Raw genomic sequence first — 24,031 nt, forward strand, 5'->3', positions numbered from 1 at the left:
TTTGACATGGACGTCCGCCAGTTTGCCTTCCTCGCCCGCCTGCCTTCTGCTGCCTTGAAGCGTCGTGACGCGTTCTGCGGCCTGCCCAAGCGCGGCCTGGTGCTGATCCTGGCCAACGCGCTGTTCTGGCAACCGCTGCTGGCCCAGGCCGACGGCATCGTGGTCAGCGGCCCCGGCACCACAGTGGGCGCAGCGGGCAATGGCGTGCCGGTGGTCAACATCGCCACGCCCAATGGCAGCGGCCTGTCCCACAACCACTTCAAAGACTACAACGTCGGCCCCAATGGCGTGATCCTCAACAACGCCGGCGGCCCGTTGCAGTCCACCCAACTGGGCGGGATTATCGTCGGCAACCCCAACCTCAAGGGCGGCTCGGCGAATGTCATCCTCAACGAAGTCAACGGCGGCAGCGCGAGCCAGTTGCGCGGCTACACCGAAGTGGCGGGGCAGTCGGCCAAGGTCATCGTCGCCAACCCCTATGGCGTGACCTGCAATGGTTGCGGCTTTATCAACACCCCCAACGTGACCCTGACCACCGGCAAACCGATCCTTGATAACGGTCGTCTGGACCGTTATCAGGTCGATGGCGGCGCCGTGACCATCGACGGCCAGGGCTTGAACGCGAGCAACGTCGACCGCTTCGAAATCATCACCCGCACCGCCAAGATCAACGCGCAGATCAATGCGCGCAACCTGACCGTGATTGCCGGGCGCAATGATGTTGAGGCCCAGACGCTAAAAACCACCGCGCGCGCCGACGATGGCAGCGACAAGCCTGAGTTGGCGATCGATTCGTCGGCGCTGGGCGGCATGTACGCCGGCGCGATCAAGCTGGTGGGCACCGAGGCCGGTGTCGGGGTGAAACTGGACGGCACTTTGGCGGCCAGCGCGGGCGATATCCAGCTCGATGCCAACGGGCACCTGAGCATGGCGCAAGCTGCGGCCAGTGGCGCGATCGACGTCAAGGCGGCGAGCCTCGACGCCAAGGGCCCGGCCTACGCCGGCACCGCCCTGACGGTGAAAACCAGCGGCGACCTGAACACCCAGAAAAGCCTCGCAGCCCGCGACACGGTGCGCCTGAGCAGCGGCGGCAAGTTGACCAACAACGGCGTTATCGAAGCCGGCGTAAATGCCGATAACACCCGCACCACCACCGGCGACGTCAGCCTCGACGCCCGCGATATCCGCAACAACGGTAGTGTGGTTGCCAGCCGTACCGCCACCGTCAAGGCCAGCCAGACCCTGGATAACCAGGGCGGCGTCATCAGCGCCAGAAAGGCCCTGGACGTCACCGCCAGCACTGTGGATAACCGCAACAAAGGCCGCCTGCTGACCAGCGGCAGCACCCAGTTGACCGCCGCTGCGCTGCACAACAGCCAGGGCGAAATCATCAGCGATGGCGCGTTGCAGGCCAACGTTGCACAGGTCAATAACCAGGGCGGCGTGGTGGTCAGCCACGACACCCTCAGCGTGACCGGCGACAGCCTGGATAACAGCAACAAAGGCGTGATCTCCAGCGCCGCCACGCAAACCCTGACCCTCCGCGGCGCACTCAATAACAGCCAGGGCGGCGCCATCGACAGCGCCGGCGCCTTCACCTTGCGCGGCAACAGCCTGGACAACAGCGCCGGCAGCCTGACCGGCAACGGCGCACTGACCCTCGACCTGCTGGCCGACCTGATCAACCGCAACGGCAAGCTGGCCAGCGCCGGCCCGCTGTCGATCGAGCGTGTTGCAGCCCTCGACAACCAGGGCGGCAAACTCACCAGCCAAACCTTGCTGACGGTGTTGGCGGCCAGCCTGGACAACCGCAACAGCGGCACCCTGGCGGCAAACGCCGGGCTGACCCTGAACACCAGCGGCCTGGTGCAAAACGACAACGATGGCCTGATCCACAGCGAAAACGCCGGCCTCAACCTCACGGTCGGCAGCCTCAACAACGCCGGGGGCAAGCTCTCGGCCAAGGCGGGTGATGCGCTGATCAACGCCGGTGTTTTCAACAACGGTAACGGCGGTGTATTCGCCGGCCAGCGCGTGCGCCTCAGTGGCGGCAGCGTCGATAACGCCGGGCAGATCGCCGGTCAGCAGGTCGACCTCAGCCTGCTGGGCGCCCTTAACAACCGTGGCCTGATCGAAAGCGCCAGCACCCTGGATATCGCCGCCGCCAGCCTGAGCAACCAGGGCGGGCAATTGCGCGCCCTGGGCACCAGCGGCCAAAGCCGCCTGGCGATTGGCGGTGTCTTGGATAACAGCGGCGGCAAGCTGGAAGCGGCCAATGCCGACTTGAGCCTGGCCGCCGGCAACTTCCAGAACCAGGGCGGCAGCGTGCTGCATGTGGGCACCGGGGTGTTCGATATCGCCGGGATCAACCTCGATAACGTCGGCGGCAGTCTGGTGACCCAAGGCGACTTGAGCCTGGATAAAACCAACTGGACCAACAGCAGCCTGATCCAGGCCGGCAACCTCACGGTCAATGTCGACACCCTTGAGCAAACCACCACCGGGCAATTGCTCGCGGCCAACCGTATCAAAGGCACGGGCCAGAACTGGTCCACCCAGGGCGTGATCGCCAGCAACGGCAGCCTCGACCTGAGCCTGGGCGGCGCCCTCAACAACACCGGCCGCCTGACCGCCGCCACCGACTTCACCCTGGCCAGCGCTGCGGTGAATAACCTCGGCACCCTGGGCAGCGGTCGCGCCATGACCCTGACCACCGCCAGCCTGCTCAACCAGAACGGCTTGCTGTTCAGTGGCGGAGATATGAGCCTGCGGGTCGAGCGCCTGAAAAACCTCGGTGCCGATATCTATGCCATGGGCAACCTGAGCATCGACCGCGACGGCAAAGGGGCCTTGGCCACCAGCATCATCAACAGCTCGTCGAGCATCCAGAGTGACGGCAGCCTGAGCCTGGCCGCTGGCACTATCCAGAATATCCGTACCGTGTTGACCAGCGAGTCGGGGATCTATAGCGCGTCGATCAGCCCGGTGCAGTGCATTGAAAACGTCAACGGTGGCGACTGCGACGGCGGCAAGGAAAACCGTCCGTTCTTGATCGCCCAGCGTGATCGCCTGAGGGTCACCGACGCCAGTGCGGCCTCCAGCATTACCTCTGGCGCCAACCTGCTGTTGGTCGGCGGCGATGTGCTCAACAGCAGCAGTAGCATCGCTGCGGCCGGCAGCCTGACGGCGCGGGTCAACCAGTTGACCAACATCGGTCTCGAAACCCACGACACCCTCACCGAGCGTGTGTTCTCTTCTGAACGTACCCGTCACCCGGAAGGCTACAACCGGGCCGCTGCGCAATTTACCCAGCGTTATTCGATGGGTGGCGCAGCCTACGACCCCAATAATCTGGGCGGCCTGGAAGCGGCGATGGCCGGCTTTATCGGCGGCATGGAACGCCAGTGGGGCGATACCAAAACCACCCAGCTGGCGGCTCCCGACCAGCGCTACGCAGCGGTGATCCAGGCGGGCGGCGCGGTGAATATCCAGGCCCAGGCCGGTATCGATAACGGCGTGGTGCGCGGCGGCTACACCTACGTCGGCAGCGGCGCGAAGACCGACACCAACGCCCCCGGCTTCTCCACCCAGGTGCACCTCAACGGGCAGTTGCCACCGGACGTCGCCCAGCAACAAGTCAACCCCCTGGGCCTGCCGGGCTTCAGCTTGCCCACCGGCCAGAATGGCCTGTTCCACTTCAGCGATGGCAGCGGCGTGCAGGGCCTGCCCAACAGCCAGTTTGCCGCCAACCCGCACAAGTACCTGATCGAGACCAACCCGCAGCTGACCAACATGGCTGAGTTCTTGAGTTCCGATTACATGCTGGCCAAGTTAGGCTACGACCCCGATACCAGCCAGAAGCGCCTGGGCGATGGCTTCTATGAGCAGCGCCTGATCCAGCAAGCCGTGGTCGCCCGTACCGGCCAGCGTTTCATCGACGGCCAGACCAGCGACGCCGGTGTGTTCAAGTACCTGATGGACAATGCCATCGGCGCGCGCCAGCAACTGAACCTGGCCGTGGGCGTGAGCCTCACCGCCGAACAAGTGGCGGCCCTGACCCACGACATCGTGTGGCTGGAAAACGCCAGCGTCGCCGGCCAGCAAGTGCTGGTGCCGGTGTTGTACCTGGCCCAGGCCAGCAATCGCCTGGCCCCCAACGGTGCGCTGATTTCCGGCAGTGACCTGAGCCTGATGACCGGCGCCAACCTCAACAACGTCGGCACGCTGCGCGCCACCAGCAACCTGGGCGCCAATGTGGGCGGCAACTTGAGCAATAGCGGGCTGATGGAAGCCGGCAACCGTCTCGACCTGCTGACCGGCAATAACCTCAACAACCGTGCCGGCGGGATCATCGCCGGGCAGCAGGTCAACCTGGTGGTTGGCGCCGACCTGCTCAATGAGCGCAGCGTCACCACGCACCAGAGCGCCAGCGACTACCGCATCGAGCGCACCGACTTTATCGACAACGCGGCGCGCATCGAATCGGCCAGCACCCTGGCGATTCAGGCCGGGCGCGATATCAACAGCGTCGGCGGTGCCCTCAAGAGTGGCGGCGACACCACCGCCCAGGCGGTGCGCGACGTGAATATCGTCTCGGCACAAACCCTGGACAGCGGCGCCATTGGCAGCCGTTCGCGCCACGAGATCATCACCCAGCAAGGCTCGGTGGTTGAAGCCGGGCGCGACTTCCATGTGGTCGCCGGGCGTGATGTGAGCGCAGTGGGCAGCCAGATCGAAGCCAAGCGCGATATCAGCGTCGGTGGCGTGCGCAACGTCAACCTGGCCGCGGCGGCCAACGAGCAGCATTCGGCGTACAACTCGAAAAAGGTCAAGAGCATCGAGGACCATGTCAGCCAGGTGTCCACCGTGCTCAAGGCCGGCGGCAACCTGACCTTGAATGCGGGCGAGGATTTGCTGTTGCTCGCCAGTAACGTCAGCGCTGGCAATGAAGCGTACCTGGTGGCCGGCAAGAACCTGGCCCTCAAGGCCGCCGAAGATCAGGACTACAGCTTCTACAGCAAGACCAAGAAAAGCTCGTCCGGGAAAAAATTCCGCCTCGATGAAACCGACACCGTCAACAACGTGGGCAGCAGCGTCAGCTCCGGCGGTAACAGCACCCTGGTAGCCGGTGAGAACCTGCTGCTGGCGGGCAGCAGCGTTGCCGCCGACAAAGGCGCGGCAAAACTGGTGGCGGGCAAGGATGTGCAAATCGTCGCCGTGACCGATGCCGAAAGTGCGCGGCATGAGCGCAAAGAAAGCAAAAGCAGTTGGGGCGGGCTGAAGTCGAGCAAGGTCCAGGACAAGGTTGACGAGAAACGCAGCATGGCCGTGGGCAGCATGGTTTCTGGCGAGACGGTCAGCGTGGTGGCGGGGCAGGATGCGAAAGTGACCGGCTCGGCGCTGGTCAGCACCGCCGACCTGGCCGTGCAGGCCGGGCGTGACCTGACCATTGATGCGGCGCAGAACACCTTTTCGCGCACCGACATGCACAAGGAAAAAAATCGCGACCTGACCGGCGTGTTGACCGGCAACAAGCTGGGCCTGGACGACATCACCGGCAATCAGCACCTGTCGATCAGCAGCAGCAAACACAACGGCACCGCCCAGGAAACCACCCTGACCGGCAGCACCATCGGCTCCAGCGAAGGCAATGTTTCGTTGATTGCCGGGCGTGAGTTGAACGTGGTCGCCAGTGACCTGGTCAGCACCAAGAACATGGACCTCAGTGGCTCCAACGTGACCATCACCGCCGGTGCTGAAACGGCGCGGCAAACCACGCAAGACAGCTCCAAGAGCCTGGCCGTGGGCCGGGTGATTGGCGGTGCGGTGATTGATACTGCGCGCAGCATCCACGATGCCACCGAGGCGGCGAAGAACGCCGATGACCCGCGCCTCAAGGCGGTGAAAATCGCCCAGGCTGCGCTGGCCGCCTACAACCTGGGTGGCCAGGCGTCGGACGCCAACGGCCAGAGCGCCGGCTTCAAGAACAAAGAGGGCGGTTCGCCCAGCAACGGGTCGTTGATCAAGATCGGCACCGAACTGGCCAACACCCGCAGCAAGGCCAGCAGCGAGTACAACAGCCTGACGGCGCGCCAGAGCACGCTCAATGCGGGGCAGGATCTGTCGATTGTCGCCACCGGCGAAGCGCCCGGCACCCAGGGCAATATCGAGATCACCGGCAGCAGCCTGAAAGCCGCCAACACCTTGTTGCTGGCCAAGAACAACGTGTTGCTGCAAAGCGCCCAGGACACCGTCGACCGCAAGAACGATGGCTCGACCAACAAGACTGCCATTGGCGCCAGCTTCAACATCGGCGAGCAGAACGGCTTCACCCTCGACCTGGGTGCACAGGGCGCGAAAAACAACGGTAATGGCAACTCGGTAACCCAGGTCAACACCACCCTGGACACCGGCTCGCTGCTGCTCAAAAGCGGCGGCGACACCACCCTCGCCGGTGCCCAGGTGCGCGCCGATCGCATCCAGGCCGACATTGGTGGCGACCTCAATATCCTCTCGCGTCAGGACACCGAGTCTTCGCGCAGCAAGCAGAGCAGCGCAGGCTTTGGCGCGAGTATCTGCATCCCGCCGTTCTGCTACGGCTCCACCGTCACCGGCTCGGCCAGCATCGCTGCGGCCAAGATGAACAGCGACTACAAGGCCGTGACCGACCAGACCGGCCTGTTTGCGGGGGCCGGTGGCTACGACATCAATGTCGGCAAGACCACCACCTTGCAGGGCGGGGTGATTGCCAGCGAAGCGGCGGCGGTGAAGAACCGTTTGAGCACTGATCGCCTGATCGTCAGTGATATCAAGAACACCAGTGAGATCCAGAGCCAGTCGGCGGGGCTCTCTGCATCATTCAGCAGCAGCGGCGGCACCTCACCGGGTGGCAGCATTCCGGTGGCGCTCAAGGAAGACGAGCGCAGCCACACCCGCAGTGCGGTCAGCGATGGCACGATTGTGGTCCGCAACCCCGAGGGCGCCAATGACCTGGTGGGGCTCAACCGCGACACCGCCAATGCCAACCAGAAGCTCGACCGCCCAGACGAAAAGGCCATGCAGGAGCGCATCGACCTGATCCAAAGCTCGGCGCAATTGGCCAGTGGGGTGATCGGTGCGGTGGCCAAAGCCAAGGCGGATGAAGCCAAGAAGCTTGGGCAAGAGGCAAAAGACCAGGCCACCGCGGGCTCGCCAACGGCGGGTGCTGCGGCCCAGGCGTACGAGACGGCGAATGCCGAGGCGCTGCGCTGGCAAGTGGGTGGCGACAAAAAACTGATGGCCGATATTGCGTCCGGGCTGATTGCCGCCGGGCTGGGCGGCGCTACCGGCGGTACGGCGGTGGGGATCGTGGCCAATACATCGGCCAGCGATATCTTCAATAAAATCGGCAGTTTTGCCGACGAGCAGAAAAACCGCAAAGACATCGACAGCGCAACCAAGGCCGCCTGGGCCGAAGGCGGCGCAGCGCGCGTTATGTTGCACGCATTGGCGGGCGCTGCGTTGGGGCTTTCCAGCGGCAATGTACAGAGCGGCGCGTTGGGTGCGGGCGCCTCGGCGGCGCTGATGCCCTCGATTCTGCAAGCGCTGGAAGACAGTGGCATGAAAGAGGCCGACCGTAAGGCCGTGGCTACGCTGATTGCCTCCGGCGTGGGGACGGCGGTCGGTTCCGGGCATGGCACCGGCGGCGCCATTGTTGCCGGTGGCACTGCGGCCAGCGTGGATCGGTACAACCGTCAGTTGCACCCGGACGAGATCAAGTTCGCCTCCGACAAGGAGCGCGTCGATCGCTATGCACAAGCGCAGGGCATCACCGAAGAGCAAGCACGCATAGAGCTGCTGCGAACGGCGGCGGCGATGGTCGATCGCGGCTGGAACACCGTGTTGGGTGTCGAGGATGGCAACACCACGACGGCGGCCAGCTTCTTGCGCAGCGAGCTTTCGCAGTCCAAAAGCGCGGACCTGTTCCAGGTCAGCCTGGCCGATTACAACAATGAACGGCTGGGTCTGTCGCGCCTGATGAAAGACCGGCCGTCGGTTGAAAACCTGGTCAAGTACATTGAGCTGGTCGACCCTTACAAGTACCTGCATGACCCGAAAAACATGGCCGAAATCCTCAATGCCAAAGGTCAGGGCAGTGCCGAGGGTATTGCCAATGCCGTAGAGGATCTGGCCAGTTTCGGTTCCAAGACGGCGCTTTGGGCGATGAGTACCGTCAATTGCCCAAGCTGTGGCGGTCGGCAATTTATCGCGGCGGTAGAGGCGGTGCAGAGCTTGCCCGAAGAGCTGAGGCTCAAGGGCTATCTGGACACCCTGCATATCATGCAGGGCTATGGCGCCGACGTGCTGCGCCAGAACGAGATGATCGCCACCTCTACCGGCGTGGGCCTCGGCCTGGGCGGCGCGGGTGTCGGTAGTGCTGGCGCGACGACCACCCGCCTGACCGGCGAGCTGGCCGGGGCGGTGGGCAAACGCTTCACCGGTATCATCAACGAAGCGGCCGAGCAGGCACTGCTCAAGAGTGGCGGTATCTATGGGCCTGATGGCAAGCCGCTGATGGACCTTGGGGTTTTGACCAGGGAGCAGAAAGGTGTGATGGGAGACTTGTTTGGCGAGCGCTCTGTGCGGCAAATCGTTCCCGAAGGACAGAAGCTGGCCCGCGTGCCGGGTATCGGGGAAACAGGGGTCGATGATCTTTATAAGGTCACTCGCCCGGATGTCGACTTTGTTGTTATCGAGTACAAGTTCGTTGGGGATAACAAGAAGTCTGGCTCCTCGGGGTTAGGCAATACGCAAGATGGCAAGCAAGGCTCGACCTCATGGATTCTTGGCGGCGATCGTCTGGAACGTGCGGTTGGAGAGAATCAGAGTATGGATGTACGGCTCGCCGTGGACGCGAACCGCACGGAGACTTGGGTCGTGAGAACGCGTCCAGATGGCGCGACAGAAATTGAAGTGCTTGATGCCCGCGGAAAAATCAAAGCGGTAGACACGTCTAAAATTTTACCGTCCGAAAGACGTTAATGAGGTTCTCCATGATTCGCGCACCTTTGGGAGATAAACAGTATTGGGATGGTCGTGAGGCAAAGGATCTGCAATGGATAGAGCGCGTGAGCCAAACGTTGTCGCAGCCGTCGGCCAATCCGGTATACAGAGCGCAATTTGCGTTCGACTTTGCCAAAGATAATTTGCGTGCAGCCATTCGCGTCTACTCGCGAGGCAGTCCTGTTGCATCGATGGCTACGTACTTTCCCGCCATCATGGATGCATGGGAGCTTTCCAATCGAGAGTCCGACACGATATGTGCTGAAAATGCGCTGCAGACTTGCCGTGACTGGACCTTCGAGTTGGCGGACCTGAACCACTACATCTGGTGTTTCTGGTTGGTGAGCCTGGCGCTGGCACTGGAGATTCCCGACGACCAGTGGCGTCGGCTGGTCGCCTTGATCGGCGAAGGCGGGCAGGACGTTCTGCTGGACCGAATCATCGCATCCCGTCAGCCAGGGCGCGTGATTGGTGAACAGCTATTGCACGCCAAACCTTATGCGAGGCTGCTCAAGGCCATCGACGCGCCCCAGCAACAGCAGGCCTCGCTGTTGCGGGCGTTCGTGGAACATTGGTACCTGGAGCTGAACCGACGCGGTAAACAGCAACCCTGGTGGTATGTCTATGGCGATCCGGTAAAACACCCCCTTGAGATGGGTAGCTACTTCGGCCGCTGGTGCTTTGAGGCGGTTGCCGCGGTCAAGGCGTTCGGGCTCGATGACAGCGCCTGCCTGGGGCATGAGCATTACCCCGGCGACTTGCTCCACCCCAGTGAAGACGTTATCCCGGCACCAGCCTCTGCCCGCGTAGAAAAAGCCGGCTGGCTGGCGCGGTTGTTTGGGCGCTCAGATGAATGAGCCATCACTTGTACAAGTACCGGCATGGCATTGGCGTGGCTTTATTGCTGGCAGCGTTATTGAACGGCTTCTTGCGATTTGATGGTAGTTGGAATCGTTTTTTGACCATGGTGTTGGTGCAGCTGTGGTTTGGCCAGGCGGTCTACAACTATGCGCGAGGCGCCAGGGTGGCCATCGCGCCTGGCGGCATGAGCAAGGACGCCGACCCGGAGTGGCGTGCGGCGTTGGCTGGCTTTTCCCTGTTTTTATATGGGGTGGTGTTTTTTTTGAGTTTTTGATTCCAGTAGGGCCACCCCAGCCCCGCTGTCGCCAAGGAAAAACCTTTTATGAAGAACCTTGCTTTTATCCTCGCAGCCCTGGCCCTCGCAGGCTGCCACTCCAATGCCCGCGACTCGTCGCCCAGCCTCTTGAAAGATGGCGTGCAGTTGCAGCAGAACACAGTCGTGGCCGATGCCGAGCACGCCAAGGTGATCATGCGCGCCACCGGGTTTACCTACCCCGTGCAGTTCTCCGTGCGCCGTGGCGGCGATGCCGACCAGCGCCCGGAGATCCTCGGCACGGTGGTGGATTCGGGCCGGGGCAAGGTGTTCGGCTGGATCGCCAAGATGAGCGAGGTGGCCAACAGCGCGGCGGTCAAGCGCTTCCCGCAGCTGGAAGTGCTGGCCGACCCGCAGCACACGATTGAAGTGTTGGGCGAGTCGCGGGTGTACGACTCGAACTACTACCGCTACGCCGAAAAAATTGTCTACGCCTGTGGCCCGATGACCTCGGCGTTCAAGCCGCAAAAACAGAAGGTTTACCTGGTGGAATTCGTGATCGTCGGCGCCGGCTGTGAGCAGCATGTGTATGACATCACCGACCCCGCACAGCGTATTCCCGTCCCCGCGTCCTGAATCATGCCCCCTACAACCGCCGGGCACATTGGCGGTGTTGTCGTAGTAAATGGAGTTTCAAATGAAGTGCAAGCAGTTCCAGAAAACCCTGTTGGCCATGATGGTCAGCGCCGTTGCCGCACAAGTCAGCGCAGTGGAGTTTGACGTCAGCACCGGTCAGAACGTGTGGGCCTCCCAGACGTTCAACGAGCCTGTGACCCTGGTGGGCGCGCGCAATGTCGTCTCGACCCAACCCAGTGCCGATGGCGTGAATATTTCCCTGACCGATATCCAGGGCACGCTGCGCAACGACGCCAACCTGACCCTGGATGCCGGCGGTAAAGCCGTGCGTGGCCTGATCGTCGATGGGGCGCTGGATCAAATGCTCACCACCACCGGCAGCAACATCACCGGCGATATCATTCAGGCCGGCAATATCCACCTGAGCAACACGATCTGGGCTGAAGGCTTTGAAGTGGGCGCCAGCAACGTGGGCGGCAGCATCATCAACTCGGGCAATATCACCCTGGTTGAAGTCCCAGGTTCGGGCGATGAATCCGACGCCGAGGGTATCTACCTCAACGGCACCACCGTGGCGGGCGACGTGGTCAACAGCGGTGTGGTGGATGTCACGTCCTACTACGGCTACGGCCTGATCCTCGATACCCACAACAACATGCCGGTCACCATCGGTGGCAAGCTGCTCAACTCCGGGACCATTCGCGTTACCGGTGAAGAGGCCCTGGGGATCGAGATCGAAACCGATACCAACCCCCTGCGTATCGAAAACAGCGGCCTGGTTTCCGTCAACGGCGGGCAGTCGATCGCCGTGCAACTGGATGCGGGCACCTACGACTACCTGCTCAACACCGGCACCATCGAAGCCCACGGCAGCAACGCCATGGCTTTCAACGTGCAAGGCGCGACCTTTAACACCACCTCGCCGAGCGGTGAGCGCGGCCTGGTCAACCGTGGCCTGATCAGCGCCGATGCGACGGCGATCAAGATCAACCCGCAGTACCAGTTGACGCCCCTGGAGATCAACCAGCAAGCCGGCGAAATCCGCAGCAACTCCGGCACCGCCATCGACGGCGGCAACCTGGCGAGCCTGAACTGGAGCGGCGGCAAAATCGTGGGTGACGTACTCGGTGTCACGAGTGTGAACATCAACGGCCAGGCCGATTTTACCGGCGCGCGCATTGGCAGCCCGGTATCGATCAACGCGGGTTCGTTGAACCTGTCTGGCGCCGGTACCGCGATCACTGGCGACCTGAATGTGGCCAACGGTGCCGGGATTGATATGCGCCTGTCCAACAGCGTCGTGCCGACCACGCCTTACCTGACGGTCAGCGGCGCCGCGAATTTCGCCCAGGGCTCCAACGTGACCTTGAGCGCCAAGCCCGGCGATTTCACCGCAGCACCCAGCGGCACCGAATACACCCTGCTGCAAGCCGGCAGCGTGCAGAACAACGGCCTGACGGTTGCCAGCAGCTCGTCGTTGCTCGATGTACTCAGCTACTCGGCCGATACGCAGACGGTCAAGGCCGTAGTGGGTCTGAAGCCAGACGAGCAGGTACAAACCGACCTCGGCGGCGTTGGCGCTACGACCTCGGCGGTGACGGCCGTTAACCTGTTGAAAAACGAAGTGCTGGGGCAACTGAGCCAGGACGACGCGGTGTTCCAGGCCGTGGCCAACGCCGGCACTGCCCAGCAATTGGCGCGGATTGGCGAACAGCTCAAGCCGGACGTGAACCGTGGCGCGCTGGACGTGGCCCTGTCCGGGCAGACCGTGATCAACGGCGCGATCCTCAATCGCCTGGCCGGCCAACGCGATGGCAGCGAACGCGGCGGTGTTTGGGTGCAAGCCCTGAGCAGCAACATGGACCAGGACGGTCGCGGTGGCGACAACGGCTACTCGGCCAACAGCAGCGGCGTGGCCGTGGGCGTGGACGGGCGCTTGAACGACAACACCCGCGTGGGTGTGGCGTACAGCTACCTCAACTCCAACATCCATTCGGACCAGGGCAACAAGACCGAAGTGCAGGGCAACGCCTTGTCGCTGTACGGCAACTGGTCGCTGCAAAACTGGTTTGTCGATGGCAGCCTGAGCTATGGCGTCAACGACAACGACAGCAAGCGCCACATCGTCGGCACTACCGCCAAGGGCAGCTACGACAGCCAGGCGTTGTCGGCCAGCGTGATCGGCGGCTACAGCTTCAAGGCGTCGGACAGCGTGCTGATCGAACCACGTGTGGCAGCACGCTACTCCAGCGTGCACATGGACAGCCTGCACGAGAAGGGTTCTTCGGCAGCCCTGAACACCGGTTCCCAGCGTTACGAAGTCGGTGAACTGGGCGCTGGCCTGCGTGTGGCGGGCAACCTGCCGCTGGGCGCCGGTACCCTGCAACCGGAAGCGACCTTGATGGCCTATCACGACCTGATGGGTGATCGCGTGGCGCAGACGTCCAGCTTTGTGAACGGTGGCTCGACGTTCAGCGTAACCGGCGCATCGGTCGCGCGTGACAGCTATGAAGCCAGCGTGGGCGTGAACTACCAGGTCTCGGCGTTCAGCGTCGGTGCCAGCTACACCCGCCAGGCCCGCAGCGGGTTTGACGCCGATGGCGTCATGCTCAAGGCGCGCTACGCGTTCTAAACAGTCCTTGTAGGAGCGAGCTTGCTCGCGAAAAACGTCCAGACGACGCGTTCATTCAGCAAATGAGCGTTATCGTTTACGTGCTTCGCGAGCAAGCTCGCTCCTACAGGAATGGACGAAACAACTTGAGAACCGCTCTCAACCCCGTAAAATGCCGCAGCACTTAATCAGGGATGAATTCGAAGATGCGTGTTTTTGCCTTACTGCTGGCGCTGTCCTTCCTGGCCGGCTGTGCGTCCAAGCCTGCGTACTACATCTCTCCAGCGCCCGTGACTATTCCCAAGAGCGCCACGTATTGGCTCGATACATTTGACGTTGAGGTGGTGGGCAAGAACGAACGCTTCCTGCCAGATGACAAGGTTCGCCAGCAATTGGGTGTCGATCTGGTCGACCGCTTGCTCAAGGCCAAGCGCTACGCCGCCAGCAAGGAAAAGGCCGACTACTTGTTGGAGGTGAGCGTCATCTATACGCGGCGTATTCAAGATACGAAGGGCGGTTTTATGACGGCCATCGTCGATGACAACACCATCCTTGCCAGTGTCGATTTCAGCTATCAGGTCAAGGTCAAGAAAACCGATGCCGAGGTTCTGCATTTTTCCCAGGCTCGCCAAGGGCTGATGCCTGCGGGTTACAAGGGCGACTGGCAGAACATGAAAACCATGGCCGGGGTGCTGACCAACAGCGGCAACTCTAATGTAGAGACCTTCTACACCGGAGCGCTTAGCCGTTTTATCGTTGACGATCTGCGCGGTATTCCATCGCGCTAGCGTCACCTGCGGTCTCGATTTATCACTTAGGAGCACCACGTGAAATCACTCTTAAAAATCCTCCTGTCCGGCCTTACCGTTACAGCAGTGCTGTCCCTGGCCGGTTGCGCGACCGAAAGCTCCCGCGCACTGCCGATCGAAAAAGTCGCCAGCGCCAACGTCGCCTATTCCGGCGTACGTGTGCCGATTGCCGTGGGCAAGTTCGATAACCGCTCCAGCTACATGCGCGGGATCTTCTCCGATGGCGTGGACCGCCTCGGTGGCCAGGCCAAGACCATCCTGATCACCCACTTGCAGCAGACCAACCGCTTCAGCGTGCTGGACCGCGACAACATGGGCGAAATCTCCCAGGAAGCGAAAATCAAAGGCACCGCGCAAAACCTCAAGGGCGCTGACTACGTGGTGACCGGCGATGTGACCGAGTTCGGCCGCAAAGAGACCGGCGACCGCCAACTGTTCGGCATCCTCGGCCGTGGCAAGACCCAGGTGGCCTACGCCAAGATCAACCTGAATATCGTCAACATCAGCACTTCCGAAGTGGTGTATTCCACCCAGGGCGCCGGTGAATACGCGCTGTCGAACCGCGAAGTCGTGGGCTTTGGCGGCACCGCCAGCTATGACTCCACCCTCAATGGCAAGGTCCTGGACCTGGCTATGCGCGAAGCGATCAATCGCCTGGTCGACGGCATCAACGCCGGCGCCTGGAACCCGCGTAACTGATTAGTTGTTTTCAAGGAGCAGTACACGGATGAGCAAGGCAGTGAAGTTGGCGCTGATGCTGACAGCAACCGCGCTGGTTGCAGGGTGCCAGACGGCACCCAAACCCCTGTATCAATGGGAAAGCTACCAGCCACAGGTTTACGAGTACTTCAAGGGCGAGCCCAAGGAAGCCCAGGTCGAAGCGCTGGAACGCGACCTGCAAAAGATCAACGCCAGTGGCCGCCAGGCCCCGCCGGGCTACCACGCCCACTTGGGCATGCTGTACCTGAGCATGGGCAAGGATGACCAGATGGTGCAGCAGTTTCGCACCGAGAAGGCGCTGTTCCCTGAGTCGGCCGCCTACATGGACTTTTTGCTGAAGAACGCCAAGGCCGGAGACGTCAAATGAGCCTGCTGAAAATCACCGGCGCCTTGCTGGCCCTGGCTTTGCTGGGCGGTTGCGCGGCGCCCAAGACCGTCGATTACTCGGCGTACAAGCAGGCGCGGCCGAAGTCGATCCTGGTGTTGCCACCGATCAACGAATCCCCTGAAGTGCAGGCGTCCTACAGCCTGGTATCGCAGGTGACTTACCCGTTGGCCGAAGCCGGTTACTACGTGATGCCGATTGCCCTGGTGGATGAAACCTTCCGCCAGAACGGCCTGACCACCGCCAACGATATCCAGGCCGTGGCACCGGGCAAGCTGCATGAGATCTTCGGCGCGGACGCGGCGCTGTACATCACCGTCAGCGAATACGGCACCAAGTACATGCTGGTCACCAGCGACACCTCGGTGACCGCCTCGGCCAAACTGGTCGACCTGCGTACTGGCACCACCTTGTGGACCGGTTCGGCGCGGGCATCCAGCGAGGAAGGCAACAACAACGGTGGCGGCCTGGTGGGCATGCTGATCACGGCGGCGGTCAAGCAAGTGATCAACAGCTCCACCGACGCAGCGCACCCGATTGCCGGCATCACCAGCGCACGCCTGCTGTCGGCCGGGCAACGCACCGGCCTGCTGTACGGCCCGCGCTCGCCCAAGTACGGCTCGGACTGATAAGAGCCTCCTTGTCCAGGGGGCTGCTGTGGCGAGGGGGCTTGTCCCCCGCTGGGCTGCGCAGCAGCCCCAACCCTGGCCCCTCGGTGTATCTGATAAAGCTCGATGGGTCTTAGAGGGGCTGCTGCGCAGCCCAGCGGGGGACAAGCCCCCTCGCCACTGTGCTGAGCGGGAGTTAACCCGAACCGCCCATTTCTAACGTCTGACCTTGTGAACGCATCATTCACTCACGAGGTTCAACCCATGTCCCGTCCTCTTCTTTTCCTGCGCCCCGCTGCCCAGGGCTTTGCCGTGACCTTGCTGGTGGCACTTGCCGGGTGTGGGCTGTCATCCCGTGACGAAGCCAAGGCACCCGAAGCGGTTGCTGTCCCCGAGCTGCAAAGCGAGCCCGTTCAGGCTCAGGGCGCCATGCTCAAGCGAATGGCAATGCCGGCACCGATGGCTATGCATGACGCAGTGGCCATGGAATACCGCGCCGAGCCGCGTGAGCAGTATCAGCACCTGCCGGACAACCCGGTGCACAGCGTTGCCCAAACCCCGGTTTCTACCTTCAGCATCGATGTCGATACGGGCAGCTACGCCAATGTCAGACGCTTCCTCAACCAAGGTCAACTGCCGCCTGAAGGCGCTGTACGACTTGAGGAAATGGTCAACTACTTCCCCTACGACTACGCACTGGCGACCGACGGCTCGCCGTTTGGCGTGACCACTGAAGTCGCGCCCGCCCCCTGGAATCCCAATACGCGCCTGCTGCGTATCGGTATCAAGGCGTCCGAGCGTGCCGTGGCCGAACTGGCGCCTGCCAACCTGGTGTTCCTGGTGGATGTGTCCGGTTCCATGGACCGCCGCGAAGGCCTGCCGCTGGTCAAAAGCACCCTCAAGCTGCTGGTGGACCAACTGCGTGCTCAGGACCGCGTGTCCCTGGTGGTGTATGCCGGCGAATCGCGGGTCGTACTCAAGCCTACGTCCGGGGGTGACAAGGCAAAAATCCGCAACGCCATCGACCAATTGACCGCCGGCGGCTCGACGGCGGGTGCATCGGGTATCGAACTGGCCTATCAGATGGCCCGCGAAGGGTTTATCGATAAGGGCATCAACCGCATCCTGCTGGCCACTGACGGTGACTTCAACGTCGGCATCAGCGACTTCGACAGCCTCAAGCAAATGGCCGTGGACCAGCGCAAAACCGGGGTGTCCCTGACCACCCTGGGGTTTGGCGTGGGCAACTACAACGAACACCTGATGGAACAACTGGCCGACGCGGGCGATGGCAACTACGCCTATATCGACAACCTGCGCGAAGCGCGCAAGGTGCTGGTGGAACAACTCAGCTCGACCCTGGCCGTGGTGGCGCGGGATGTAAAACTGCAGGTGGAATTCAACCCGGCCCAAGTCAGCGAATATCGCCTGCTGGGCTATGAAAACCGCGCCTTGAAGCGTGAGGATTTCAGCAACGACAAGGTGGACGCGGGCGAGATCGGTGCCGGGCATACCGTGACGGCGCTGTATGAAATCGTACCGAAGGGCGCCAAAGGCTGGCTGGAACCGCTGCGCTATGCCCCGGCGCCGGCTGCCGAGGGTAACGCTGCAGAACTGGCGATGTTGCGGGTCCGCTACAAGCCGGCGGCGGGTGGCAGCAGTCGCTTGATCGAACACCCGATCAATAGCACCCAGCAGGCTGCCAGCGACGACCTGCGCTTCGCGGCAGCCGTGGCCGCCTTCGCCCAACAGCTCAAGGGCGATGGCCGCTACACTGGCACCATGAGCCTGAAAGACACCGCCACCCTGGCCCGCTCGGCCCGTGGTGATGACCCCTACGGGCTGCGCAATGAATTCGTACAACTGGTGGAACTGGCCCAAAGCCTCAAACACTGATCTTGCCCACAACAGAGATCCCCTGTGAGAGCTGGCTTGCCTGCGATAGCGGTGGGTCAGCGCCGAAAATAGCGCCTGACCCACCGCTATCGCGGGCAAGCCCGGCTCCCACAGCTAATCTGCATTGATCCATCGAAAGGAGTTCGCCACCTGATATGGCCGTACCAGACGATCCACCCAGCGACGAATCGCTGCTGGCCCGCTACCGCTCCGGCGATGCTGCTGCGTTCGAGACCCTGTACGCCCGGCATCGCCAGGGCCTTTACCGGTTCCTCGTGGGCCTTTGCAACAAGGCCGAACTGGCCGAGGAAATCTACCAGGACACCTGGCTCAGCCTGATTCGCAGCACTACCGAGCCACAAGGCCGGGCGAGTTTTCGTACCTGGTTGTTCCAGATTGCCCGCAACCGCCTGATCGATCATTGGCGCAAGCACGGCATCCACAACCCGCTGCACGACAGCTACGATGAACAGCTGCACGCCAAGCCCGACGACAGCGCCGGCCCCGAGCAACAACTGAGCCTGAGCCGCGACCAGGGCCGCCTGGAAGCAGCGTTGCAAGACCTGCCCGAAGACCAGCGCGAAGTGTTCATGCTGCGCCTGCATGGCGAGCTGGAACTGCCGCAAATCGCCGCCCTCACCGGCAGCCCACTGGAAACGGTAAAAAGCCGCTTGCGTTACGCCCAGCAGAAACTGCGTCGGCTGCTGGCCGAGGAGGTACCCGTATGACTGACTCCCGACACCCCCAGGATCCGACTGACGAAGGGCTGATCCAGCACTTTCGCCAACACAGCGCCAGCGAGCCACCCGCGTCCCTCGACGCCTTCATCCTCGCCGCCGCCCGCCGCGAAGCCCCCACGCCCGCGCCAAGCCTGTGGCAACGCTGGCTGCAAGCCTGCCAACGACCACGCTGGCAGATGGCCTTTGCCACCGTGGCCGGGGTCGCACTGTTGATTGGCGTAGTACTGCGCTCGCCAGTGCCCGACCTCAACCTGCCCGAGACCGCCCAGTACGCCGCCGCGCCGCCGCCACAGGCACTGTCCGCCCCAGCCGCCCCCGCGCCGATGGCTCGCCTGGCGCTAGCGCCACAGGCAGACAGCGCGCCCGTCCAGGCTGAGATGGCAAGTGCCATGGCTGACGAGCCCATGGCCAAAATGAGCAAGCAGATGGCCGCCAAACCGCAGTCCCTGGAGCAAGGGCTAGAGGAAATCGTGCGCCTGCGCCAGGCGGGTGAGAGCAGGGCGGCGGATGAAAAGCTGCTGGACTTGCACACGCGCTTTCCTGACGAAGACCTACCGGCTCGGCTGGAAGCGTTGCAAAAACGCTGAACCAGCGCCCACAAAAAAGCCCCAGGTCGCAAGACCTGGGGCTTTTCGTTTGTATGGTGCACCCGGCGGGATTCGAACCCACGACCCCTGCCTTCGGAGGGCAGTACTCTATCCAGCTGAGCTACGGATGCTTGTGCGGGCGCCATCATACCCATGTCGACCTTGGGCGTCCATGCTGGTTTTTGGCCGTCTGCCGGTGGGATTCTGGAGTAGGGAGGCTCTGTACCGGGCGGTGTGCGTCGTTGGCGTTGAATCGGGCTGTCGTACGCTTGTCAGAATAATCCGGCTAATGCGCCGTTTTCGTTCTTTTTTTCGAACAGACTATTGCCCTGCCCCCCCATTGATCCTAGGATTCGTTTGAGATTTCAAACGCTCTGTCTCCCGTGCGCGATGTTTCAGCTTGCGCCCAGTGACTGATTTCCCTGACGGCAGCCTTCGAGGCGCCTTTCAACAACTCTAATTTGCCCCGCGCGCGCGCGGTGCTGTTAAGGAAAGCCGACATGCAGCTTAAAGACACCCAGTTGTTCCGCCAGCAAGCCTTTATTGATGGCGCTTGGGTCGATGCGGACAACGGTCAAACGATCAAGGTCAACAACCCCGCGACTGGCGAGATCCTGGGCACCGTGCCGAAGATGGGCGCCGCCGAAACCCGTCGTGCCATCGAAGCCGCCGACAAGGCCTTGCCGGCCTGGCGCGCACTGACCGCCAAGGACCGGGCGAACAAGCTGCGTCGCTGGTTCGAGCTGATCATCGAGAACCAGGATGACCTGGCGCGCCTGATGACCCTGGAGCAGGGCAAGCCGCTGGCCGAAGCCAAGGGCGAAATCGTCTACGCCGCTTCGTTCATCGAGTGGTTCGCCGAAGAGGCCAAGCGTGTCTACGGTGACGTGATCCCTGGCCATCAGCCGGACAAGCGCCTGATCGTGATCAAGCAGCCGATCGGTGTCACCGCCGCTATTACGCCGTGGAACTTCCCGGCCGCGATGATCACCCGTAAAGCCGGCCCGGCCCTGGCCGCCGGTTGCACCATGGTCCTCAAGCCTGCGTCGCAAACCCCGTTCTCGGCGTTCGCCCTGGCCGAATTGGCCCAGCGTGCCGGCATCCCCAACGGCGTGTTCAGTGTGGTTTCCGGCAGCGCCGGCGATATCGGCAGCGAGCTGACCAGCAACCCTATCGTGCGTAAATTGTCCTTCACCGGCTCGACCGAAATCGGTCGCCAGTTGATGGCCGAATGCGCCAAGGACATCAAGAAAGTTTCCCTGGAGCTGGGCGGCAACGCGCCGTTCATCGTGTTCGACGACGCTGACCTGGATAAGGCCGTCGAAGGCGCGATCATCTCCAAGTACCGTAACAACGGTCAGACCTGTGTATGCGCCAACCGCCTGTATATCCAGGACTCGGTGTATGACGCGTTCGCTGAAAAACTGAAAGCGGCCGTGGCCAAGTTGAAGATCGGCAACGGTCTGGAAGACGGCACCACCACCGGTCCCCTGATCGACGAAAAAGCCGTGGCCAAGGTCCAGGAACACATCGCCGATGCCTTGAGCAAAGGCGCGACGTTGCTGGCTGGCGGTAAGGTCATGGAAGGCAACTTCTTCGAGCCGACCATCCTCACCAACGTGCCGAAAAACGCCGCTGTGGCCAAGGAAGAAACCTTCGGCCCGCTGGCGCCGCTGTTCCGCTTCAAAGACGAAGCCGAAGTGATCGCCATGTCCAACGACACCGAGTTCGGCCTGGCGTCCTACTTCTATGCCCGCGACCTGGGCCGTGTGTTCCGTGTGGCCGAGGCCCTGGAATACGGTATGGTCGGCGTCAACACCGGGCTGATCTCCAACGAAGTGGCACCGTTCGGCGGGATCAAGGCTTCGGGCCTGGGCCGTGAAGGTTCCAAGTACGGGATCGAGGATTACCTGGAAATCAAATACCTCTGCCTGGGCATCTAACCGGCAAGGTATCGCTGTAAACGCAAAGGGCACGAGAGCGCTGTCCTTTGCGTGCTTCACACCGTTATTCGAAGTGGCCGGGAAAGCTGTGGCAGTCGATCATCGCATGCTGGCGTAGTTGCCTCCCCGCCACGTAATCCTTGGACCGCGCCACCCGATGAGTGGCGAATGAGGAATTTATGAGCAACAAGACTAACGCTTCCTTGATGAAACGCCGCGAAGCCGCTGTACCGCGCGGTGTTGGCCAGATTCACCCGATCTTCGCCGAATCCGCGAAGAACGCCACGGTGACCGACGTAGAAGGTCGCGAGTTCATCGACTTCGCTGGCGGTATCGCTGTACTGAACACCGGTCACCTGCACCCGAAAATCATCGCGGCCGTGACCGAGCAACTGAACAAGCTGACCCACACCTGCTTCCAGGTCCTGGCCTATGAGCCTTACGTGGAGCTGTGCGAAAAAGTCAACGCCAAGGTCCCGGGTGATTTCGCCAAGAAAACCCTGCTGGTCACCACCGGTTCCGAAGCCGTTGAAAACGCTGTGAAAATCGCCCGTGCCGCGACTGGCCGTGCCGGCGTGATCGCCTTCACTGGCGCGTACCACGGCCGCACCATGATGACCCTGGGCCTGACCGGCAAGGTCGTGCCGTACTCCGCTGGCATGGGCCTGATGCCGGGCGGCATCTTCCGTGCGCTGTACCCGAACGAGCTGCACGGCGTGAGCATCGACGACTCCATCGCCAGCATCGAACGCATCTTCAAAAACGATGCCGAGCCGCGTGATATCGCGGCCATCATCATCGAGCCGGTGCAGGGCGAAGGCGGTTTCTACGTCGCGCCTAAAGCCTTCATGAAGCGCCTGCGCGAACTGTGCGACAAGCACGGCATCCTGCTGATCGCCGACGAAGTGCAAACCGGTGCCGGCCGTACCGGGACCTTCTTCGCCATGGAACAGATGGGCGTTGCCGCCGACCTGACCACCTTCGCCAAGTCCATCGCTGGCGGCTTCCCGCTGGCCGGTGTGTGCGGCAAGGCCGAATACATGGACGCCATCGCCCCAGGCGGCCTGGGCGGCACCTATGCCGGTAGCCCGATCGCTTGCGCCGCGGCCCTGGCGGTGATGGAGGTGTTCGAAGAAGAGCACCTGCTGGACCGCTGCAAGGCTGTTGGCGAGCGCCTGGTGACCGGCCTCAAGGCTATCCAGGCCAAGTACCCGGTGATCGGTGAAGTGCGTGCCCTGGGTGCGATGATCGCGGTCGAGCTGTTCGAGAATGGCGACAGCCACAAGCCGAACGCTGCGGCGGTAGCCTCCGTCGTGGCCAAGGCGCGTGACAAGGGCCTGATCCTGCTGTCGTGCGGCACCTACGGCAACGTATTGCGCGTACTGGTCCCGCTGACCTCGCCGGACGAGCAGTTGGACAAAGGCTTGGCGATCATCGAAGAGTGCTTCTCTGAGTTGTAAGCGCAGGCTGACCCGATCGACAGGAAAACCCCGCTTCGGCGGGGTTTTTTTGTGGGTTGTGCACCGATTCAGGCCTTGTTCATTGTACGCGGGCGCTTCCTTTGTCTAAGGTGCAAGGATTGCCGATGGAGCGTGCTGCATGACTGCTGTTGATTTACCTGCTGTACCCCGTGTGCTGATTGCCGAGACCGACCCCTGGTCGCGGGATCTGCTCAAGCAGGTGTTGTTGAATGTGCGCTGCGACGCGCGGCTGGATGTGTGCGCCGACGGGCAGCAAGCCGCCGAGTTGCTGCGAGACAAACCCTACGATTTAATCATTGCCGATTGGGAACTGCCGGGCGTTGATGGCCTGAGCCTGTTGCGCAGTGTGCGTCAGGGTCGGCGCGTGCCGGCCTTGCCGTTTATTCTGTTGAGCGCACGCAATGACGGCGCCAGCGTGCGCGAAGCGTTGCCGTTGGCGCCGACTGCTTACCTGACCAAACCCTTGAACATGGAAGGCCTTACGCAACGCCTGCAGGACCTGCTGCTCAATGAAGGCGAAACGGTTTATTGCGAGGCCCCGGCCCTGGCCGCGGGCATGACCTTGCCGGTGTTCCTGGAGCGGCGCCGCGAGCTGTCGGACGGCGCGCCGCTGCGGGTTGACGTCAAGGCCGCCGTGCAACGCAGCCTGGCGCCGGAAGGCCTGGATCTCAAGCAACTGGAAGAGCAGGTAAAAACCGATCCACAGATCACCGCCGTGTTGATCGCCGCCGCCAACAGCGCCGGCCATCACGGCACGCCGGTGCAGACGCTGTCCATGGCCCTGCACAAGCTGGCAGCCGGGCAGAGCATGAACCTGATGCTTGGCCTGGCCCTCAAGCGCAACGTGATCCTTGGCGATGCCAGCCTGATGGAGTACGCCGAACGCCATTGGCAACTGTCCCAGCAGACTGCGCAATACGCCCGCTCCTTGGCGCGCATGCTCGACCTTGACCACGAACGCTGCTACAGCGCCGGTATCCTCCACCGCCTGGGCGACCTTGCGCTGCTGCGCAGCTTGCAGGAGTGGCGCCAGGGCGGCGGTGAACTGGACGATGAGTTGATTGGCGAGTCGTTATCCACCTTCGGTGCCGGCTACGGCTCGGCGCTGCGTACGCGCTGGCGCTTGCCCCTGGAACTGCGCCAACTGATCGCGGCGAGCTATTCCCTGGAAGGCGGGGTGTATTCCCGAGAGGCGCTGGTGATGAACATGGCGGCGCAACTGGCAGGGCTGACCGAGCATGAAGGTGTCGAGGCGTTGGCCAAGGGCAAGACGGCGCGGTTGCTCAAGGTCGGGGTTTCGGAGCTGATGCGCATCCGCAAGCCTGTGTAGGCGCGGTGCCAGGCAGCCACCGCCCCTGTAGGAGCGGGCTTGCCCGCGATGACGGCGGTCCAGAGACTGCACGGCTGGCAGACACACCGCCATCGCAGGCAAGCCAGCTCCCACATTTGTTTTGTGGTG

General features: G+C 62.4%; 15 protein-coding genes and 1 tRNA gene. 15 read left to right on the forward strand and 1 reads right to left on the reverse strand.

The features are described 5' to 3' along the window. The first annotated feature begins 6 nt into the window (after nucleotides 1-6). The 12 genes from HKK57_RS10150 to HKK57_RS10205 all read left to right on the forward strand — a co-directional run bounded on the left by HKK57_RS10150 (nucleotide 7) and on the right by HKK57_RS10205 (nucleotide 19,148). Nucleotides 7-9,021 carry a two-partner secretion domain-containing protein gene (locus HKK57_RS10150; RefSeq protein ID WP_169390113.1) on the forward strand — a complete coding sequence of 3,005 codons (9,015 nt, stop codon included), beginning with the start codon at nucleotides 7-9 and terminating at the stop codon, nucleotides 9,019-9,021. 11 nt (nucleotides 9,022-9,032) lie between these two features. Then, on the forward strand, nucleotides 9,033-9,899 hold the full coding sequence (locus HKK57_RS10155) for a PoNi-like cognate immunity protein (RefSeq protein ID WP_070995869.1): 867 nt from the start codon (nucleotides 9,033-9,035) through the stop codon (nucleotides 9,897-9,899). 35 nt (nucleotides 9,900-9,934) lie between these two features. Next, a complete protein-coding gene (locus HKK57_RS10160; protein ID WP_154907969.1) occupies nucleotides 9,935-10,177 on the forward strand; it encodes a hypothetical protein in 243 nt (80 codons plus the stop codon). A 48-nt stretch (nucleotides 10,178-10,225) separates the two neighbouring features. Further along, nucleotides 10,226-10,792 carry a hypothetical protein gene (locus tag HKK57_RS10165; RefSeq protein WP_029298836.1) on the forward strand — a complete coding sequence of 189 codons (567 nt, stop codon included), beginning with the start codon at nucleotides 10,226-10,228 and terminating at the stop codon, nucleotides 10,790-10,792. A gap of 61 nt (nucleotides 10,793-10,853) precedes the next feature. Continuing rightward, on the forward strand, nucleotides 10,854-13,424 hold the full coding sequence (locus HKK57_RS10170) for an autotransporter family protein (protein WP_169390114.1): 2,571 nt from the start codon (nucleotides 10,854-10,856) through the stop codon (nucleotides 13,422-13,424). 185 nt (nucleotides 13,425-13,609) lie between these two features. Further along, nucleotides 13,610-14,191 (forward strand): hypothetical protein, encoded by a 582-nt coding sequence (locus HKK57_RS10175; protein ID WP_169390115.1) that lies wholly within the window; start codon nucleotides 13,610-13,612, stop codon nucleotides 14,189-14,191. Nucleotides 14,192-14,230: 39 nt separating this feature from the next. Beyond that, nucleotides 14,231-14,911, forward strand: a complete 681-nt coding sequence (locus tag HKK57_RS10180; protein ID WP_092232635.1) for a CsgG/HfaB family protein — start codon at nucleotides 14,231-14,233, stop codon at nucleotides 14,909-14,911. Nucleotides 14,912-14,939: 28 nt separating this feature from the next. Next, nucleotides 14,940-15,299, forward strand: coding sequence for a DUF4810 domain-containing protein (locus HKK57_RS10185; RefSeq protein WP_029298843.1), 360 nt, complete (start codon nucleotides 14,940-14,942; stop codon nucleotides 15,297-15,299). Beyond that, nucleotides 15,296-15,946 (forward strand): DUF799 domain-containing protein, encoded by a 651-nt coding sequence (locus tag HKK57_RS10190; RefSeq protein ID WP_029298845.1) that lies wholly within the window; start codon nucleotides 15,296-15,298, stop codon nucleotides 15,944-15,946. The genes HKK57_RS10185 and HKK57_RS10190 overlap by 4 nt, the downstream gene beginning before the upstream one ends. A gap of 243 nt (nucleotides 15,947-16,189) precedes the next feature. Further along, nucleotides 16,190-17,821 carry a vWA domain-containing protein gene (locus HKK57_RS10195; protein ID WP_169390116.1) on the forward strand — a complete coding sequence of 544 codons (1,632 nt, stop codon included), beginning with the start codon at nucleotides 16,190-16,192 and terminating at the stop codon, nucleotides 17,819-17,821. 155 nt (nucleotides 17,822-17,976) lie between these two features. Further along, nucleotides 17,977-18,549, forward strand: a complete 573-nt coding sequence (locus HKK57_RS10200) for an RNA polymerase sigma factor (RefSeq protein WP_070995863.1) — start codon at nucleotides 17,977-17,979, stop codon at nucleotides 18,547-18,549. Then, the gene (locus HKK57_RS10205) at nucleotides 18,546-19,148 is read left to right on the forward strand and encodes a hypothetical protein (RefSeq protein ID WP_029298852.1); all 603 of its coding nucleotides are present in this window, start codon (nucleotides 18,546-18,548) and stop codon (nucleotides 19,146-19,148) included. The genes HKK57_RS10200 and HKK57_RS10205 overlap by 4 nt, the downstream gene beginning before the upstream one ends. A gap of 54 nt (nucleotides 19,149-19,202) precedes the next feature. Here the strand turns inward: HKK57_RS10205 and HKK57_RS10210 are convergent. After that, nucleotides 19,203-19,279: transfer RNA gene (locus HKK57_RS10210), tRNA-Arg, on the reverse strand. A 369-nt stretch (nucleotides 19,280-19,648) separates the two neighbouring features. Between HKK57_RS10210 and gabD the strand changes: the two genes are divergently transcribed. The 3 genes from gabD (at nucleotide 19,649) to HKK57_RS10225 (ending at nucleotide 23,902) form a co-directional block, all read left to right on the forward strand. Continuing rightward, nucleotides 19,649-21,091, forward strand: coding sequence for an NADP-dependent succinate-semialdehyde dehydrogenase (gene gabD, locus HKK57_RS10215; RefSeq protein WP_029298877.1), 1,443 nt, complete (start codon nucleotides 19,649-19,651; stop codon nucleotides 21,089-21,091). A 179-nt stretch (nucleotides 21,092-21,270) separates the two neighbouring features. Next, nucleotides 21,271-22,551: a 4-aminobutyrate--2-oxoglutarate transaminase gene (gene gabT / locus HKK57_RS10220; RefSeq protein WP_029298879.1), complete on the forward strand. Its 1,281-nt coding sequence runs from the start codon at nucleotides 21,271-21,273 to the stop codon at nucleotides 22,549-22,551. Between the two features lie 139 nt (nucleotides 22,552-22,690). Further along, nucleotides 22,691-23,902: an HDOD domain-containing protein gene (locus HKK57_RS10225; RefSeq protein ID WP_070995862.1), complete on the forward strand. Its 1,212-nt coding sequence runs from the start codon at nucleotides 22,691-22,693 to the stop codon at nucleotides 23,900-23,902. The last annotated feature ends 129 nt before the right edge of the window (nucleotides 23,903-24,031 follow it).

Origin of the sequence: Pseudomonas sp. ADAK21 (assembly GCF_012935735.1) — a bacterium.
GTDB classification, from domain to species: Bacteria; Pseudomonadota; Gammaproteobacteria; order Pseudomonadales; family Pseudomonadaceae; genus Aquipseudomonas; species Aquipseudomonas proteolytica.

Coding starts and splice junctions, on each gene's coding strand:
- HKK57_RS10155 (WP_070995869.1), top strand. CDS start 9,033: ATGATTCGCGCACCTTTGGGAGATAAACAGTATTGGGATGGTCGTGAG.
- HKK57_RS10175 (WP_169390115.1), top strand. CDS start 13,610: ATGCGTGTTTTTGCCTTACTGCTGGCGCTGTCCTTCCTGGCCGGCTGT.
- HKK57_RS10225 (WP_070995862.1), top strand. CDS start 22,691: ATGACTGCTGTTGATTTACCTGCTGTACCCCGTGTGCTGATTGCCGAG.
- gabT (WP_029298879.1), top strand. CDS start 21,271: ATGAGCAACAAGACTAACGCTTCCTTGATGAAACGCCGCGAAGCCGCT.
- HKK57_RS10165 (WP_029298836.1), top strand. CDS start 10,226: ATGAAGAACCTTGCTTTTATCCTCGCAGCCCTGGCCCTCGCAGGCTGC.
- gabD (WP_029298877.1), top strand. CDS start 19,649: ATGCAGCTTAAAGACACCCAGTTGTTCCGCCAGCAAGCCTTTATTGAT.
- HKK57_RS10205 (WP_029298852.1), top strand. CDS start 18,546: ATGACTGACTCCCGACACCCCCAGGATCCGACTGACGAAGGGCTGATC.
- HKK57_RS10190 (WP_029298845.1), top strand. CDS start 15,296: ATGAGCCTGCTGAAAATCACCGGCGCCTTGCTGGCCCTGGCTTTGCTG.
- HKK57_RS10185 (WP_029298843.1), top strand. CDS start 14,940: ATGAGCAAGGCAGTGAAGTTGGCGCTGATGCTGACAGCAACCGCGCTG.
- HKK57_RS10170 (WP_169390114.1), top strand. CDS start 10,854: ATGAAGTGCAAGCAGTTCCAGAAAACCCTGTTGGCCATGATGGTCAGC.
- HKK57_RS10195 (WP_169390116.1), top strand. CDS start 16,190: ATGTCCCGTCCTCTTCTTTTCCTGCGCCCCGCTGCCCAGGGCTTTGCC.
- HKK57_RS10150 (WP_169390113.1), top strand. CDS start 7: ATGGACGTCCGCCAGTTTGCCTTCCTCGCCCGCCTGCCTTCTGCTGCC.
- HKK57_RS10200 (WP_070995863.1), top strand. CDS start 17,977: ATGGCCGTACCAGACGATCCACCCAGCGACGAATCGCTGCTGGCCCGC.